We start from the raw sequence: 14,739 nt of genomic DNA on the forward strand, positions 1-14,739 counted from the left end.
ACGAGCTCCCCCGGGCCGATTCCCGCCGCGACCGAGCACGCACATCCCGGATGACGTGCGCATTCACTCCTCCGCTGGCAGCGATTCGGACGAAACTCGCGAAGCGTTCGCATCGTGATCACTCGAAAGTGGTTGCCACCCGATGCACCGCCCCCCGACACACCACGACCCGGGTGCGTGCACCCGGGTCGTTCGGCAGCAGCTGAGCCGGCCGGCGGTCAGGACTTCGCGAACTGCTTCTCCTTGATCTTCGCCGCCTTACCGCGCCGGTCGCGCAGGTAGTACAGCTTCGCGCGCCGCACGTCGCCGCGGGTCGCGACCTCGATCTTGGCGATGTTCGGGGTGTGCACCGGGAACGTCCGCTCCACGCCGATACCGAAGGACACCTTGCGGACGGTGAAGGTCTCCCGAATGCCGTCGCCTTGACGACGGATCACAGCGCCCTGGAAAACCTGAGTCCGTTCGCGCGAACCCTCGATGACGCGGACGTGGACCTTCAGCGTATCGCCGGGCCAGAAATCCGGGATATCGGAACGCAGCGACTTGGCGTCCAATGCGTCCAAGGTATTCATCGGTCGTCCGTCCTCATCCGTGTCGATGGCACCCGTGTTCTCGCATGTGACCCAACCGCACGGTGGGCAACCGTCTGACACGGGGTGAACTTGCGCTCAGCACGTCGGAAACCGCTCCCGACGGCAGCAACCCTTCCAGTGTGCCACGCGCGGATTCCGCACCTCACCTCGGGGTGGAGTCCGACGCGCCGCGGCCGGGGCCTTCCCGCTACTGCCCCTGCTGCGGGGGGTGCGAGCGATCGTCCCGGAGCTCCGCTGCCGAACGGTCGGCCCCCGCAGACCGGTCAGGCTCGGCCAGTCCATCGAGCTGCGCCCGGTCGGCCGCATCGAGGTCCTCCGCGGCGAACCGGTCCAGCAGATCCGGCCGCCGGTGATAGGTCCGCTCCAACGCGCGGTCCCGCCGCCACCGCGCGATCGCGGCGTGATCGCCCGAACGCAGCACATCCGGGACGGCCCGCCCGCGCCACACCTCGGGACGCGTGTAGCTGGGCCCTTCCAGCAGCCCGCCGGAGAACGAGTCCTCCACCGCCGACCGGGGATTTCCCAGCACTCCCGGCAGCAGCCGGGCCACGGCCTCGACCATCACCAGCGCGCCGACCTCGCCGCCGACGAGCACGTAGTCCCCGAGGGAGACCTCCTCGACGGGCATGCGCGTCGCCGCGTCCTGCACCACGCGCTCGTCGATGCCCTCGTAACGGCCGCAGGCGAAGGCCAGCCACGGCTCCTGCGCCCAGCGCGTCGCCGTCTCCTGCGTGAACGGCCGACCCGCGGGGGTGGGCACGATCAGGCGCGGCACCGCGCCCTGCTCGTCCGGGGCGCAGACCTCGTCGAGCGCCTCGCCCCAGACCTGCGGCTTCATCACCATCCCCGGACCGCCGCCGTACGGGCTGTCATCGACGGAACGGTGCACGTCGTGGGTCCAGGCACGCAGGTCGTGCACGTCCACCCGCACGCGCCCCGCGTCGATTGCCTTGCCGAGCAGCGCTTCCCGCAGGGGTGTGAGGTAGTCCGGGAAGATCGTGAGGATGTCGATGCGCATGGTCGGATCCCGCCGTTCGCCGGTGCCGTGCGGTCTCGCGAGCGCCGCGCCGCACAGCTGGTTCATGGCCGCACGCCGGAGCACGGGCTCATTCCGCGTCGAACAGGCCCTCCGGCGGCGCGACCACGACGCGCCCCCGCTCCAGGTCCACCTCGGGCACGATCTCCGCGACGAAGGGCACGAGCACCTCCGCTTCCTCCGGAGTGCGCACCGCGAGGAGCTCACCGGCGGGCGTGTGCACGATTTCGCGGATCGCACCGAGCCGCTGGCCGGCCTGGCCGTCCACCCGCAGACCCTCCAGCTGGTGGTCGTGGAACTCCTCCGGGCCGTCAGCGGTCTCGCCCGGGTCGATGTGCGCGACCAGCAGCACGCCCCGCCACTGCTCGGCCTCGTCGCGGGAGGGGACCTCGTGCAACGACAGGAGCATCCGCCCACCGTGCGGGCGGGCGGATGCCACCGTCACGTTTCGCGTCGTCCCGCCGCGACGCCGCGCCTCGAGCGCGCCGCCCCGGACGAAGCGCAGCTCGGGACTGTCCGTCAGCGGCTCGACCACGAGCTCGCCGCGGATGCCGTGCGCCTTGACGATCCGGCCGACGGCGAGTTCGAGGGAATCGCGCCCAGTCATGACGCCAGTGGAACTCACCGGTCCGTGTCCACCACGTCGACCCGGACACCGCGACCACCGACGCCGGAGATCACGGTGCGCAGGGAGGTCGCGGTCCGGCCGTTCCGCCCGATGACCTTGCCCAGGTCATCGGGGTGCACGTGCACCTCGAGCGTCCGACCGCGGCGATGGGTCGACGCCTGGACGCGGACATCGTCGGGGTTGTCGACGATGCCCCGCACCAAGTGCTCCAGCGCGTCCGCGAGGACCGTGGTGGTCACTCCTGACCTTCCTCGCCCCGGCCGGCGGACTCCGCATCCTGGGCCGACTCGGAGGACTGGGCCGGCTCGGAGGACTCGGCCTTCTCCTCCTTCTTGCCGCCCTTCTTCTTCGGCGTGACGGCCTCGACGCCAGGCTCCTCGTAGGCAGCGGCCAGCGCGGCCTCGAAGCGCTCCTGCTTCGAGGTCTTGGCCTCCTTGGTCTGGAGCTTGCCCTCCTCGCCCGGCAGCCCCTTGAACTTCTGCCAGTCGCCGGTCACCTGCATGATGCCGCGGACCGGCTCGGTCGGCTGCGCGCCGACACCCAGCCAGTACTGAGCCCGCTCGGAGTTGAGCTCGATGTGGCTCGGGTTCTCCTTCGGGTGGTACTGGCCGATCGTCTCGATCGGACGGCCGTCCCGCCGGGTGCGGGCGTCGGCGACCACGATGCGGTAGTGCGGTTCGCGGATCTTGCCGATCCGCGCAAGCTTGATCTTCACAGCCACGGCTGGTGGTGCTCCTCAGCTCTTGTTCGTGCGTCGGCGAGCATGCCACTCCGCGTGGGGAAAACGGATGGAACGCTCGTAGATCTACCAACCGCGGGCGGTGAGAGGGACCCGCTCGCGGCGAACAACTTCCCATTGTGCCAGACGGCCCCCGACACCTCCGCCAGGTGCCCCTCCCCGCGGTCCTCAGGCGGGCAGCAGCCCCAGCGACACCAGCAGCAGCCCCAGCGCGGGCAGGAAGTTGCTCACCTGGTGCGCGACGATGCTGGCGGTCAGCCGCCCGGTGACCATGCGGGCGATGCCCACGGGCACCGCGATCACCACGAGCAGCCAGGTGCGTTCCGGTTCGAGATGCCCGATCGCGAAGATCGCCGTGGTCAGCACCAGCACGTTCGCCCGGCTCCAGCGCAACCGCTCCATGGCGCCCCAGAGCAACCCGCGGTAGAGCAGCTCCTCGCACAGCGGTGCCACCAGCCAGACGTACAGGAAGACGACCACGGCCAGCGCGGGCGGCAGCTGCAGCTCGTCGAGCACTCCGGTGACCGCGGAAGTCCCGCCGGACGGCCCGTACCGCGTCCACAGGCCGGTCGCGATCGTCGTCGTCACCAGCCCCGCGCCGCCGATCGCCAACCCCGTCACGACGTCGGAGCGGCGCCACCGCAGCCCGAAGTCCACGCGCGGCCCGTTGCCGCGCACGACGGTGATGAGCACCGCCACCCCGCCGGCCACGAGCGTGGGCAGCACCAGCATGAGCACGAGCTCCAGCTCGTCCGGGCTGGCCAGCAGCGCGGCCAGCACCACCGAGACGAGCAAGAACACGGCCTGCGCGAGGAAGAACGCACCGAGCCCCCAGCGGTGCTCGCGCGCGGCCCCGCCCGTCCCCTCCGAAACGTCCGAACCCGCACCGCCGTCGCTGGCGGGCTTCTCCGGGTGTGCGCTCACGCGTTCCGCGCTCCTCCGTACGACCGGCGCCGGCAAGGCCTGCCAGCTTAACGATCGACCCGCGGCAGGGCGAGAACCCGATCGGTGCCGTTCAGGAGGGCGCCGTTCAGGATCCCGCCGTGGCGAACAGCAGCAGCGCGGGCAGGAAGTTGTTGGCCGCGTGCGCGACCATGCTCGCTCCCACCCGGCCGGTGATCATGCGGGCCGCCCCGATGGCCAGCCCGCCGAAGAGCAGCACCGGGGTGCGCCACATCTCCTGGTGGATCAGCGCGAACACGAGCGCCGTGAGCACGAGGATCACCCAACGCGGAATCCGGTAGTGCTCCAGCGCTCCCCACAGGGCGCCGCGCATGAGCAGTTCCTCGGTCAGCGGGGCGCCGAGGAAGGCGAACAGCGCGAAGACGAACAGCCAAACCGTGCGGTCCCCGCCCATCAACCGGCTCATCTCGGTGTCGGGAGGCGGTCCGCTCAAGCTGATCAGCACGATCGTCAGCAGCCAGGACCCGAGCAGGGCGATACCGCCGCAGGCCAGTCCGACCTTCACGTCCCGCCACTTCGGCACGATGCCGAAGTCGGAGCGCAGCCCGTTGCCGCGGCGCCAGGAGAACAGCGCGGGCAACAGCCCGAGCAGCACGTTCGGCGCGAAGGCCAGCAGCAGGACCGGCCCGGCGTTCGGCGGTTGGGCGGGGTCGAAACCGCTCGGCTGCGTCTGCTGGACGAGCGAAATGACCAACCCGGCCAGGTAGTAGCCGCCGTAGCCGAGGAAGAAGGCGGCGAATCCCCAGGCCAGCGAACCCCGTCGGGCGGCTTCGAGCTGCGCCTGCCAGTACCAGCGATGCAGGCCGCGGTCACGCACGTCATCGGCCTCGCCCATCGCCGGCAGGTTCCAGATGCCCGCCTCCCCGGTATCACCGGTGGCCGCGGCGGCCCCGCTCTGCGAGCCGGCCGCGGGGGTGCCGGTGGGGCCGCCCGCATCCGGAGTCGCCCACTGCGGTGCCTGCGCGCCGTCCTGCGCGTCGTCGCCGGATTCCTCTGCGGGCTGTCCCTCTCGCACCACTCGCACTACTCCCTCGCTCGACCCACCGCGAACGCGCGCCCGGCACGGCACGGCGTCCGCCACGAACCACATCCGACCCGCACGGGGTGCGCGTCAACGCAGCACACGCCCTCGCAGGAGGATGCGTCGCGGATGGCGCAGCACTGCGAGGTCCTCGCGCGGATCGGTGTCGTAGCACAGCAGGTCGGCCACGCCGCCGGAAACGCCGGCGGCGGCACCGAGCCAGTCGCGCGCGGCCCAGGAGGCCGCGCCGAGCGCCTGTTCGCGGGACATGCCGACGCGGTGCAGCGCCTGCAGCTCGTCGACGAGCTCGCCGTGGCGGATGTTGCCGCCGGCGTCGGTGCCCGCGTAGACGGGCACGCCCGCCTCGATCGCCTCGGCCACGGTGGTGTGCGCGCGCTCGTGCAGCGCCGTCATGTGCTCGGCGTAGGCGGGGTACTTCGTGGCCGCGGAGGCGAACGCGGGGAAGTTCTCCACGTTGACGAGCGTCGGCACGAGCGCGGTGCCGTTGCGCGCCATCTGCTCGATCGTGTCGTCGGTGAGCCCGGTGCCGTGCTCGATGCAGTCGATGCCGGCGTCGAGCAGGCCGGGCAGCGCGTCCTCGCCGAAGACGTGCGCGGTCACCCGGGCGCCTTCGCGGTGGGCCGCGGCGATCGCGTCGGCGAGCACGTCGTCCGAGAACACCGGAGCGAGATCGCCCGCGGTGCGTTCGATCCAGTCACCGACGAGCTTGACCCAGCCGTCCCCGGCACGCGCCTGCTTGGCCACGAGTTCGGGCAGTTGCGCCTCGTCCTCGAGCTCCTCGGCCAGCGAAGGGATGTAGCGCTTCGGTTTGGACAGGTGCCGCCCGGCTCGGATGATCCGCGGCAGGTCCTCCCGCGCGTCGAGGGAGCGGGTGTCGATCGGCGCACCGCAGTCGCGCAGCAGCAGCACCCCGGCGTCCCGTTCGGCCTCGGCCTGCTCGGCGGCCTCGACGAGGTCGACCGGGCCGTGCGGGCCGATGCCCACGTGGCAGTGCGCATCCACCAGCCCCGGCAGCACGTAGCCACCGCGGAAGACGGTTTCCGCGTCGGGAACCGGTTCGGTGCGCACCGCACCGCCGCTGATCCACAGGTCGTGGTGCTCCCCGCCGGGCAGCACCGTCCCGCTGAGGTGGAACGCCGTCACTTCTTCTTTCCGAAGTTGAGCTTGGAGGGGTCGAAGCCGGCGGGCAGATCGTTGAGGCCCTGTTCGAGCTGGGGCGCGTCCTGCTTACCGCCCCCCGGCATGCCGCCGGGCAGACCAGGCATACCACCGGGCATCCCGCGTCCGCCCTTCGGCTGCGTGGGGCCCTTGCTCTTGCCCTTCTTGCCCTTCTTGCCCTTCTTGCCCTTCTTGCTCTTCGTCGCGCTGCCGCCGCCGAGGCCGTACTGGCCGGCCATCTGCTGCATCATCTTGCGCGCTTCGAAGAACCGGTTGACCAGGTCGTTGATATCGCTGATCTGCACGCCGGAACCGCGCGCGATGCGCTGCCGCCGCGAGGCGTTGATCATCTTGGGGTTGGCCCGCTCATCGGGCGTCATACCGCGGATGATCGCCTGGACCCGGTCGAGGTGCTTCTCGTCGAAGTTCTCCAGCTGGTCCTTCATCCCGTTCGCGCCGGGCAGCATGCCGAGCACGTTCTGCAGCGGACCCATCCGCCGCACCGCCTGCATCTGCTCGAGGAAGTCCTCGAGGGTGAGGTCGCCGGTGCCGAGCTTCTCCGCGGCCTGCTCCGCCTGGTCCTGGTCGAAGGCCTGCTCGGCCTGCTCGATGAGGGTGAGCATGTCGCCCATGCCGAGGATGCGGCTGGCCATCCGGTCCGGGTGGAAGACGTCGAAGTCGTCCACCTTCTCGCCGTTGGAGGCGAACAGGATCGGCTCACCGGTGACCTGGCGGACCGACAGCGCCGCACCGCCGCGGGCGTCGCCGTCCAGCTTCGTCAGCACCACGCCGCTGAACCCGACGCCGTCGCGGAACGCCTCCGCGGTGCTCACCGCGTCCTGACCGACCATGGCGTCGAGCACGAACAGCGTTTCGTTCGGCTCGACCGCGTCCCGGATGTCCGAGGCCTGCTGCATCATCTCCTCGTCGACACCGAGCCGGCCGGCCGTGTCGACGATGACGATGTCGTGGTGGCTGTGCCGGGCTTGCTCGACGCCCTGCCGCGCCACGGCGACCGGGTCGCCGACGCCGTTGCCCGGCTCGGGCGCGTGCACCGGCACCCCGGCGTGTTCACCGACCACCTGGAGCTGGTTGACCGCGTTCGGCCGCTGCAGGTCGCAGGCCACGAGCAGCGGGGTGTGGTCCTGCTTGACCAGCCACTTGGCCAGTTTGCCCGCCAGCGTCGTCTTCCCCGAACCCTGCAGCCCGGCGAGCATGATCACCGTGGGCGGGTGCTTGGCGTGGTCCAGCCGGCGGGTCTCGCCACCGAGGATGTTCACCAGTTCCTCGTTGACGATCTTGATGACCTGCTGGGCCGGGTTGAGCGCCTGCGAGACCTCGGCGCCCTTGGCCCGCTCCTTCACGCCCTTGATGAACTCGCGGACGACCGGCAGCGCGACGTCGGCCTCCAGCAGGGCGATGCGGATCTCCCTGGCCGTGGCGTCCACGTCTGCGTCGGTCAGGCGGCCCTTCCCGCGCAGGTTCTTCAGGACCGAAGTGAGCCGGTCGGAAAGTGTGTCGAACACGGGGTCACAGGCTCCAGAGTCGATACGTGTACCTCGGCACCCTTGAAGGGTAACCGGCGCGCGCCAGCACCGGACGCGGGTGGCGGTTCCCGCCCCCGCGCCCGGCAGGTGTTCCTACATCAGGAGGTGCTGCGCGGACGGCGCTTGTCGAACCGCCCTGTGCGCCCGTCCTTGCGCGGCCCGGCGCCGTTCTTGCGTCCGCGGTCGGCACCGCGGCCCCGGTTCGGCCGCCCGCCGCGCCGGCCGACGAGCTCGTCATCAGCGCGGCTGATGTGCAGACCGCGTCCGGCGACCTGGGTGCGGCCGAGCTTGCGCAGCAGCTGGTCGGGCAGGTCGGCGGGCAGCTCGATCAGCGTGTGCTCGGCGCGGATGTCGATGTTGCCGATGTACTTGCTGGCGAGGCCTCCTTCGTTGGCCAGTGCCCCGACGAGGGCCTTCGGGGTCACGCGGTTCCGACGGCCCACCTCGACCCGGTAGGTCTCCTTGTCGGACTTGTTCGGCTCGAAGTCCGGGCTCTCCAGCTCCTCGGAGGAGTCGAGCAGCAGCGGCCGGTCGCCCTGGACCATGCTCGCCAGCGCCGCGGCGATCCGCACCGGGTCCACGTCGTGCTCGGCCTGGTAGTCACGCACCAGGTTCTCGAACACCTCGAGGTCGGCACCGGCGAGCGTGTCGCCGATCTGCCCGGCGAAGCGGGCGAGCCGCTGCTTGTTGACCTCGTCGACGCTGGGCAGCTGCATCGGGGTGATCGTCTGCCCGGTGGACTTCTCGATCCCGCGCAGCAGTCCGCGCTCGCGCGGCGAGACGAACAGGATCGCCTCGCCGGTGCGGCCGGCGCGGCCGGTGCGGCCGACCCGGTGCACGTAGGCTTCCCGGTCGCGGGGGATGTCGTAGTTGAACACGTGCGAGATGCGCTCGACGTCGAGGCCGCGCGCGGCCACGTCGGTCGCGACCAGGATGTCGATCTTGCCGTCGCGCAGCTGCCCGATCGTGCGCTCGCGCAGCTGCTGCGGCACGTCGCCGTTGATGGCGGCAGCGCGGAAGCCCCGGCTCTGCACGTACTCGGCGAGCTCCTCGGTGAGCTGCTTGGTGCGCACGAACACGATCACGCCGTCGCACCGCTCCGCCTCGAGCACCCGGGTCAGCGCGTCGCGCTTGGCCGAGTCCCGCACGGACAGGTAGCGCTGGTTGACCGTGGCGGCCGTTCGCGTGGAGCTCTCCACGGTGACCTCGACCGGATCGCGCATGTAGGACTGGCTGATGCGGCGCACCGCCTGCGGCATCGTCGCGGAGAACAGCGCGGTGCGGCGCTGCGCCGGCGCCGAACTCAGAATGGTCTCCACGTCCTCGACGAAGCCCATGCGCAGCATCTCGTCGGCCTCGTCGAGGACGACGTGCTCGAGGCCGCTGAGGTCGAGCGTGCCGCGGTTGAGGTGGTCGATGACGCGGCCGGGCGTGCCGACGACCACGTGCGGACCGCGGCGCAGGCCTTCCAGCTGCGGGCGGTAGCTCTGGCCGCCGTAGATGGACAGCACGCGCAGGCCGTCGAGGCCGGCGGCGTAGCCCTGGATCGCGTCGCTGACCTGGATGGCGAGTTCACGGGTCGGGCACAGCACCAGCTCCTGCGGGTGCTGCCGGTCCACGTCCACCGTGGACAGGATGGGTAGTGCGAACGCCGCGGTCTTGCCGGTGCCGGTCTGGGCCAGGCCCAGCACGTCGTTGCCTTCCAGCAGCGGCGGGATCGTGCGTTCTTGGATGGGGGTCGGTGTTTCGTGGCCGAGCTCGCCCAGTGTTTTCAGTACCCTGGGGTCGAGGTCGAGGTCATCGAAAGTCGGCATGCTGAACGCGGGTCTCCTCGTAGGTCGATCGGGGCTGGATCAGTTCCGAAGCGGCCCTACGCGGCACGTCCGGGGTAAAACAGCGCAGTGTGTTGACACACAGTCGACCACGTGTCGACGCCACCCAGCACATCCCGCGGGTGGCCGCACCATGCACCGGGATGGGGCACCCCGTTGCCAGTCACTCGCAGCTCGATGATCTCAGCCGGAACGGCGGAGTCTGCCCGCCGCACAGTCCTCCAGCCTAACCAGGACGATCGCTGCTGCGCGCGCCGCCCCGGCCAACGGGGACGAACGTCACCGCGCGCAGGCCTCTCGCAGCTATCCGGACACGTCGATGCGGATCCCGCTGCCGATCTGATCCCTGCTGAACGCGTGCACCCGCGGCCAGCCGCGCAGGCCGATCCCGGTCACGAGCAGCCCCTCGATGCGCACCGCGCGCCGCACGTGGCGGGCGAACGAGCGCGCCCCGATCAGGCGGCCGCGGGCGCGTTGCCCGGCGAGCGCATCACCGGGGTCGACGCGCAGCCACACGAGCACGCGTTCCCGCCCGCTCAGACGCGCGCACAGCGCCAGCAACGCGCGGCTGCTCGCCCGGGTGGCCGGCTCGTGCGCGGCGACCGGCCCGCGGGCGAGAGCGCACCAGCGGATGATGCGCAGCCCGTGCAGCAGGTGCACCGCGGGCCGGTACCAGTTGCAGCGGATCCAACCGGGCAGCCCTGCGCGCAAGTGCTCGCGCACGTCGTCCGAATCGAGCACGGTCGGTGCTGCCGGCGCCCCGCGCGCGGGCCCGCCGGTGTGCGCGGCCAGCCGGTGCAGCACGGTGCTCTTCCCCGCGCCGGGGATTCCGGCGAAGACGACGAGCGAACGCCGGGGCACGCGGAGGACCGGAATGTGCTCGGACGAGGGCGCCGCGGAAGGGTCCACGAGCTCAACAGGCTACGCGACGATCTTGGTGGGCCGCGGGGCGCCGGGCCTCGGCAGCGGTACCCAGCTGGTTCCGCTGCTCGTCATCGAGGCCGTCCAGCGCGAGGCGCTCGCGTTCGGCCGGTGCGAGCCGCGATGCGTCCGGCGCTCCACCGGGTAGCCGATGCGTCCGGCGCTTCACCGGGTAGCAGCGTCACCCCGCCCACCGGCCGCGCCGCACCAGCAGCGGAAACCCCGCCTCCTGCAGCCAGCGCAGGTCGCGAAGCACGGTCCGCACGGACACGCCGAGCTCGCGGGCCAGGTCGGCGGTGGTCGTGGACTCGCGGCTCTGCAGCGCGACCAGCAGGGAGAAGAAGCGGTCCGACGGCAACCTGATCCGCGTCGCACCGGTTGACTGACGGCGGGCGGAAAGAGATCGCGGAGCGGCCCTTCCCCCATGTGCGGGCCGCTCCGACCTCTCCCCCGTGTTCCCCCTCTGTCCCCCCTGCTGCACGGCCGCCGAGCATTCCCCGCCCGACCCCCAGAACGGGCGGGGAATCGCCCTGGCTGCCCCGGCCTTCCCTCTGCGCCGTGCACCAATGAGTTTGCCGGTCCGAGCGGGGGCGGCGAGAGCGTGAACCCCCGTGGGTTGATCTAGGTAGAGATACGCATTCCGGATGCGTAACCCCTCCCGACGCGCCGAGCGCCTGGGGACAACTCGCCCCCTTGTGGACAGCTTGTGCTCTATCCGTGTGGGGACAGCTCACAATTTTCATGTGGGTGCTCAAGGGGTGGGTGCAAGACTGGCGGTATGCCTACGAGTGTGTCGTCGTTGCAGCAGCAGCGGGTGTGGTGGTGGCATCGTCAGGGAGCGACCGTGGCCGCGATTGCTCGGCTGGTTGCGGTGTCGTCTACGGCGGTGGAGGGTGTCCTCAATGCGCATGGCGGGATGGCGCCTGCGCCGCGGCGGCGGCATCCGCAGGCGTTGACGCTGTCCGAGCGGGAGGATATTTTCGCTGGTCTGGCCGCTCAGCAGACGTTTACCGCGATCGCGGCCGGACTGCGCCGGTCCGTGTCGACGGTCTCGCGCGAGGTGGGCCGCAACGGCGGTCGGGAGCACTACCGGCCGGCCCAGGCCGAGCAGGCCGCCGCCGATCGGGCGCGGCGGCCGAAACGCTCGGCCCTGGCCGAGCGGCCGCAGTTGGCCGCCTGGATCGCCGACCGGTTGGTCTACGACCGGTGGTCGCCGCGGCAGATCGCGGCCCGGCTGCCGCAGGAGTTTCCGCATGATGAGGACATGCGCACCTCGCACGAGACGATCTACCGCAGCCTGTATGTGCAGTCCCGCGGCGAGTTCCGCCGCGAACTGACCCGCTACCTGCGGCGGCGCCACTCCCGCCGCCGGCCGCAGACCCGTGTCGGCGAAACGCGGGGCCGGCTGCCGGACGCGGTGCCGCTGTCGGCCCGGCCGGCCGACGCCGAGGACCGCGCCGTGCCCGGCCACTGGGAAGGCGATTTGATCCTCGGCCGCGGTGGCTCAGCAATCGCCACCCTGGTCGAGCGGCACTCCCGCTTCGTGATGCTCACCGCCCTGCCCCACGGCAAAACCGCCGACGCCGTCGCTGAGGCGCTGGCCAGCATCATCACCCGCCTGCCCACCCAGCTGCGCCGCAGCCTCACCTGGGACCAGGGCAAGGAAATGGCCAACCACGCCCACTTCTCCGTCGCCACCGGCCTGCCCGTCTACTTCTGCCCACCCGGCACCCCCTGGCTCCGCGGCAGCAACGAAAACACCAACCGACTGCTCCGAGACTTCCTGCCCAAAGGCACCGACCTGGCCCAACACAGCCAAGCCGACCTCGACACCATCGCCAACAAACTCAACGCCCGCCCCCGCTGGACCCTCAACTGGGCCACCCCCGCCGAAACACTCCACCCCACCCTTGCACCCACCCCCTGAACCCGCCTGAAAATTGTGCTCTCTGGAACGAGTCCAATCACGCCAGGCGCCAAGCCGCGGGCCAGGTGCGACGACCGGTCAGGAGCTCGTTGCCCGGGTGACGGACTCCACCTGCACCGGGCGTCCGGCGAGCATCCCGGCGACGAAGTACCCGGCGCAGCACGCCCACAGCAGCACCAGCGGCGCGACCCAGTTGCCCGAGACGTCGTGGATCAGTCCGATCAGCAGCGGGCCGGCAGCAGCGATGAGGTAGCCACCGCCCTGGGCCATGCCGGACAGGGCCGCGGTGGTGTCGCTCTCCGGTGAGCGCAGCCCGAACAGGGTCAGCGCCAGGCCGAACGCGGCGCCCTGGGCGATGCCGAGCAGAACGGTCGCCACCCACACCCCGGCCGGTGCCGGAGCGAACACGATCCCGGTGAAGCCGACGGCGATGAGCACGGCCAACGTGGCGGCGATGAGCCGCTGGTCGCGGGTGCGGCGCACCAGCACCGGCACGCTCATCGACCCGACGGCCTGCACCGCGGCCTGCACGCCGAGCGCCAGGCCGGCCATGCCCGCGGTGAACTCGCGGCTTTGCAGGATGCTCGGCAGCCACCCGAACACGACGTAGGCCATGGCCGATTGCAAACCCATGAACACCGTGACCTGCCAGGCCAGCGGCGAGCGCCAGAGCCGCCCCGGGCGCGAGGGCAGCGGCACCGGGCCGGAACGGCCGCGCAGCACGAACAGGCTGATCACCAGCGCGATCGCCACCGGGACGGCGAGCAGGCCCAGCGGGGCCCGCCAGGCCGAACCGGTGACCTCGGCGATCGGAACGACGACGCTCGCGGCGATCGCACCGCCCAGCGTGAGGCACACGGTGTACACGGCGGTGATCATCGGAACGTTGTCCGGGAAGTCCCGCTTGATCAGCCCGGGCAGCGCCACGTTGGCCACGGCGATGCCCGCACCGACGACGACGGTGCCCAGCAGCAGCGTCGACACCGGGCCTGCCGCGCGCAGCAGGTTGCCCACGACCAGCACCACCAGGCAGCCCAGTAGCACGCGTTCGTCGCCGAACCGCTGGCGCAGCTTCGGCGCGAGGAAGGCGAACGCCCCCAGGCACACCACGGGCAGCGTGGTGAGCACGCCGCCGAACGAGGAGGACAGCCCCAGGTCGTTCTGGATGTTCTCCAGCAGTGGCGCGACGGAGGTGAACGGCGGCCGCAAGGCCACCGCGACCAGCACGACGAGCACCATCGTGGCGATGACCGCGCTGGAGCGCCGCCGCTGGTGGTCGTGCACTTCGGTTCGCGTGCTCACAGTTCTGCCCTGCATTCCCTTCTCCGTGCGCTGCTGTGCCGCCCGTTCGACCGGCGGCTACCGGACCGGTCGGTCCGGTGGGAGGTTCCGCCGCGTGTCCGCCCCGCAGGCCCCACCGTCAACGGTCCCCGTCGATGGCGCCGCGCAGGGAATCGAGGCCGGGCTCGATCACCGCCTGCGCGGCACGGGCCGCGGCGTCCGGATCACCGGCGGCGATGGCGTCCACCAACGCGCGGTGCGCGTGCGGACCGGACTCGGTCAGCTCGTGCGCCGCGCGCAGGGTTTCGAGGCTTTCCCGCAACCTGCTCAGCAGGTACCGGTACATCTCCAGCAGCAGCGGGTTGCCGGCGGTTTCCACCACGGCCTGATGGAAGTCGATCTCGGCGGCACCGAACTCGTCGGGAGTAGCGGCCTCGTCGCGCCCCCGCAGCAGTTCCCGCAGCCGCGCGATGTCGTCGTCGGTGCGGCGTGCCGCGGCGAACCGGGCCGCGGTCATGTCGTAGCCGAGCTGGACCTCGAACACCTCGCGCACCCGTGCCAGGTTGAGCTGCCGCAGCATGGGGGTGGGATCGGTCGCGCTGACGACGTAGGTGCCGGAGCCCTGGCGGCTCTCCAGCACGCCGAGGTGCACCAGCGCGCGGACGGCTTCGCGGACGACGGCGCGGCTGACGTCGAGCTCACCGCTGAGTTCCTGCTCGGTCGGGATCCGCTCCCCGGGGCGCCAGGCGCCCGCGGACAACTGCTCGGTGAGCCGGGCGATGACGTCCTCCACCGAGGAGCGCTTGCCCGTTTTCATGCCGGATCCTCGCACTTCCCCCGTGGAACGCACCGCCGCGCGGCGAGCGGGCTCGCCGCTCGAGCCCGCAGACACCTCGAGCCCGCAGACGCGGTGCCTCGGACGCGGTGCCGCCTTCCGGCGCCGCACGGCGAGCGTAGAAAAATCACCAGTCGTCTGACAAATTTTCGCGCCGTGGGCTCGGGCACACCCGGAGAAGAGCACGGGGACGAACCGGAGACGAACACCGCCCCGGCACCGAAGGCCGGCACCGGG

General features: G+C 71.2%; 14 protein-coding genes and 1 pseudogene. 1 reads left to right on the forward strand and 14 read right to left on the reverse strand.

From position 1 onward, the window contains the following. Positions 1-218 precede the first annotated feature (218 nt). The 12 genes and pseudogenes from rplS to ACVGV2_RS16015 form a co-directional block, all read right to left on the reverse strand. Positions 219-572, reverse strand: a complete 354-nt coding sequence (gene rplS, locus ACVGV2_RS15960; protein WP_459163161.1) for a 50S ribosomal protein L19 — start codon at positions 570-572, stop codon at positions 219-221. Positions 573-780: 208 nt separating this feature from the next. After that, positions 781-1,611: a tRNA (guanosine(37)-N1)-methyltransferase TrmD gene (gene trmD / locus ACVGV2_RS15965; protein ID WP_459163162.1), complete on the reverse strand. Its 831-nt coding sequence runs from the start codon at positions 1,609-1,611 to the stop codon at positions 781-783. 88 nt (positions 1,612-1,699) lie between these two features. Continuing rightward, a complete protein-coding gene (gene rimM, locus ACVGV2_RS15970; protein WP_459163163.1) occupies positions 1,700-2,236 on the reverse strand; it encodes a ribosome maturation factor RimM in 537 nt (178 codons plus the stop codon). Between the two features lie 14 nt (positions 2,237-2,250). After that, entirely contained in the window at positions 2,251-2,496 is a 246-nt protein-coding gene (locus tag ACVGV2_RS15975) for an RNA-binding protein (protein WP_459163164.1), read from the reverse strand. Next, positions 2,493-2,978: a 30S ribosomal protein S16 gene (gene rpsP, locus ACVGV2_RS15980; protein WP_459163165.1), complete on the reverse strand. Its 486-nt coding sequence runs from the start codon at positions 2,976-2,978 to the stop codon at positions 2,493-2,495. The genes ACVGV2_RS15975 and rpsP overlap by 4 nt, the downstream gene beginning before the upstream one ends. 186 nt (positions 2,979-3,164) lie before the next feature. Then, complete coding sequence (locus ACVGV2_RS15985) at positions 3,165-3,920, reverse strand: CPBP family intramembrane glutamic endopeptidase (RefSeq protein WP_459163166.1); 756 nt, start codon at positions 3,918-3,920, stop codon at positions 3,165-3,167. Between the two features lie 106 nt (positions 3,921-4,026). After that, entirely contained in the window at positions 4,027-4,977 is a 951-nt protein-coding gene (locus ACVGV2_RS15990) for a CPBP family intramembrane glutamic endopeptidase (RefSeq protein WP_459163167.1), read from the reverse strand. Positions 4,978-5,070: 93 nt separating this feature from the next. Further along, positions 5,071-6,144 carry an amidohydrolase family protein gene (locus ACVGV2_RS15995; protein WP_459163168.1) on the reverse strand — a complete coding sequence of 358 codons (1,074 nt, stop codon included), beginning with the start codon at positions 6,142-6,144 and terminating at the stop codon, positions 5,071-5,073. Beyond that, on the reverse strand, positions 6,141-7,685 hold the full coding sequence (gene ffh / locus ACVGV2_RS16000) for a signal recognition particle protein (RefSeq protein ID WP_459163169.1): 1,545 nt from the start codon (positions 7,683-7,685) through the stop codon (positions 6,141-6,143). The genes ACVGV2_RS15995 and ffh overlap by 4 nt, the downstream gene beginning before the upstream one ends. Positions 7,686-7,804: 119 nt before the next feature. Beyond that, positions 7,805-9,520, reverse strand: a complete 1,716-nt coding sequence (locus tag ACVGV2_RS16005; RefSeq protein WP_459163170.1) for a DEAD/DEAH box helicase — start codon at positions 9,518-9,520, stop codon at positions 7,805-7,807. 321 nt (positions 9,521-9,841) lie between these two features. Continuing rightward, entirely contained in the window at positions 9,842-10,447 is a 606-nt protein-coding gene (locus ACVGV2_RS16010) for an AAA family ATPase (RefSeq protein ID WP_459163171.1), read from the reverse strand. Between the two features lie 40 nt (positions 10,448-10,487). Further along, a pseudogene (locus ACVGV2_RS16015) lies at positions 10,488-10,817 on the reverse strand (HTH domain-containing protein); the annotation flags it as partial. 420 nt (positions 10,818-11,237) lie between these two features. Here ACVGV2_RS16015 and ACVGV2_RS16020 point away from each other — a divergent pair. After that, positions 11,238-12,386: an IS30 family transposase gene (locus tag ACVGV2_RS16020; protein ID WP_459163172.1), complete on the forward strand. Its 1,149-nt coding sequence runs from the start codon at positions 11,238-11,240 to the stop codon at positions 12,384-12,386. Between the two features lie 78 nt (positions 12,387-12,464). Here the strand turns inward: ACVGV2_RS16020 and ACVGV2_RS16025 are convergent, their stop codons facing one another. Next, positions 12,465-13,688 carry a CynX/NimT family MFS transporter gene (locus ACVGV2_RS16025; protein WP_459163173.1) on the reverse strand — a complete coding sequence of 408 codons (1,224 nt, stop codon included), beginning with the start codon at positions 13,686-13,688 and terminating at the stop codon, positions 12,465-12,467. 118 nt (positions 13,689-13,806) lie between these two features. After that, the gene (locus tag ACVGV2_RS16030) at positions 13,807-14,484 is read right to left on the reverse strand and encodes a FadR/GntR family transcriptional regulator (RefSeq protein WP_459163174.1); all 678 of its coding nucleotides are present in this window, start codon (positions 14,482-14,484) and stop codon (positions 13,807-13,809) included. Positions 14,485-14,739 lie beyond the last annotated feature (255 nt).

It is taken from the genome of Bounagaea algeriensis, assembly GCF_054491375.1.

Coding starts and splice junctions, on each gene's coding strand:
- rimM (WP_459163163.1), bottom strand. CDS start 2,236: ATGACTGGGCGCGATTCCCTCGAACTCGCCGTCGGCCGGATCGTCAAG.
- trmD (WP_459163162.1), bottom strand. CDS start 1,611: ATGCGCATCGACATCCTCACGATCTTCCCGGACTACCTCACACCCCTG.
- ACVGV2_RS16005 (WP_459163170.1), bottom strand. CDS start 9,520: ATGCCGACTTTCGATGACCTCGACCTCGACCCCAGGGTACTGAAAACA.
- ACVGV2_RS16030 (WP_459163174.1), bottom strand. CDS start 14,484: ATGAAAACGGGCAAGCGCTCCTCGGTGGAGGACGTCATCGCCCGGCTC.
- rplS (WP_459163161.1), bottom strand. CDS start 572: ATGAATACCTTGGACGCATTGGACGCCAAGTCGCTGCGTTCCGATATC.
- ACVGV2_RS16020 (WP_459163172.1), top strand. CDS start 11,238: ATGCCTACGAGTGTGTCGTCGTTGCAGCAGCAGCGGGTGTGGTGGTGG.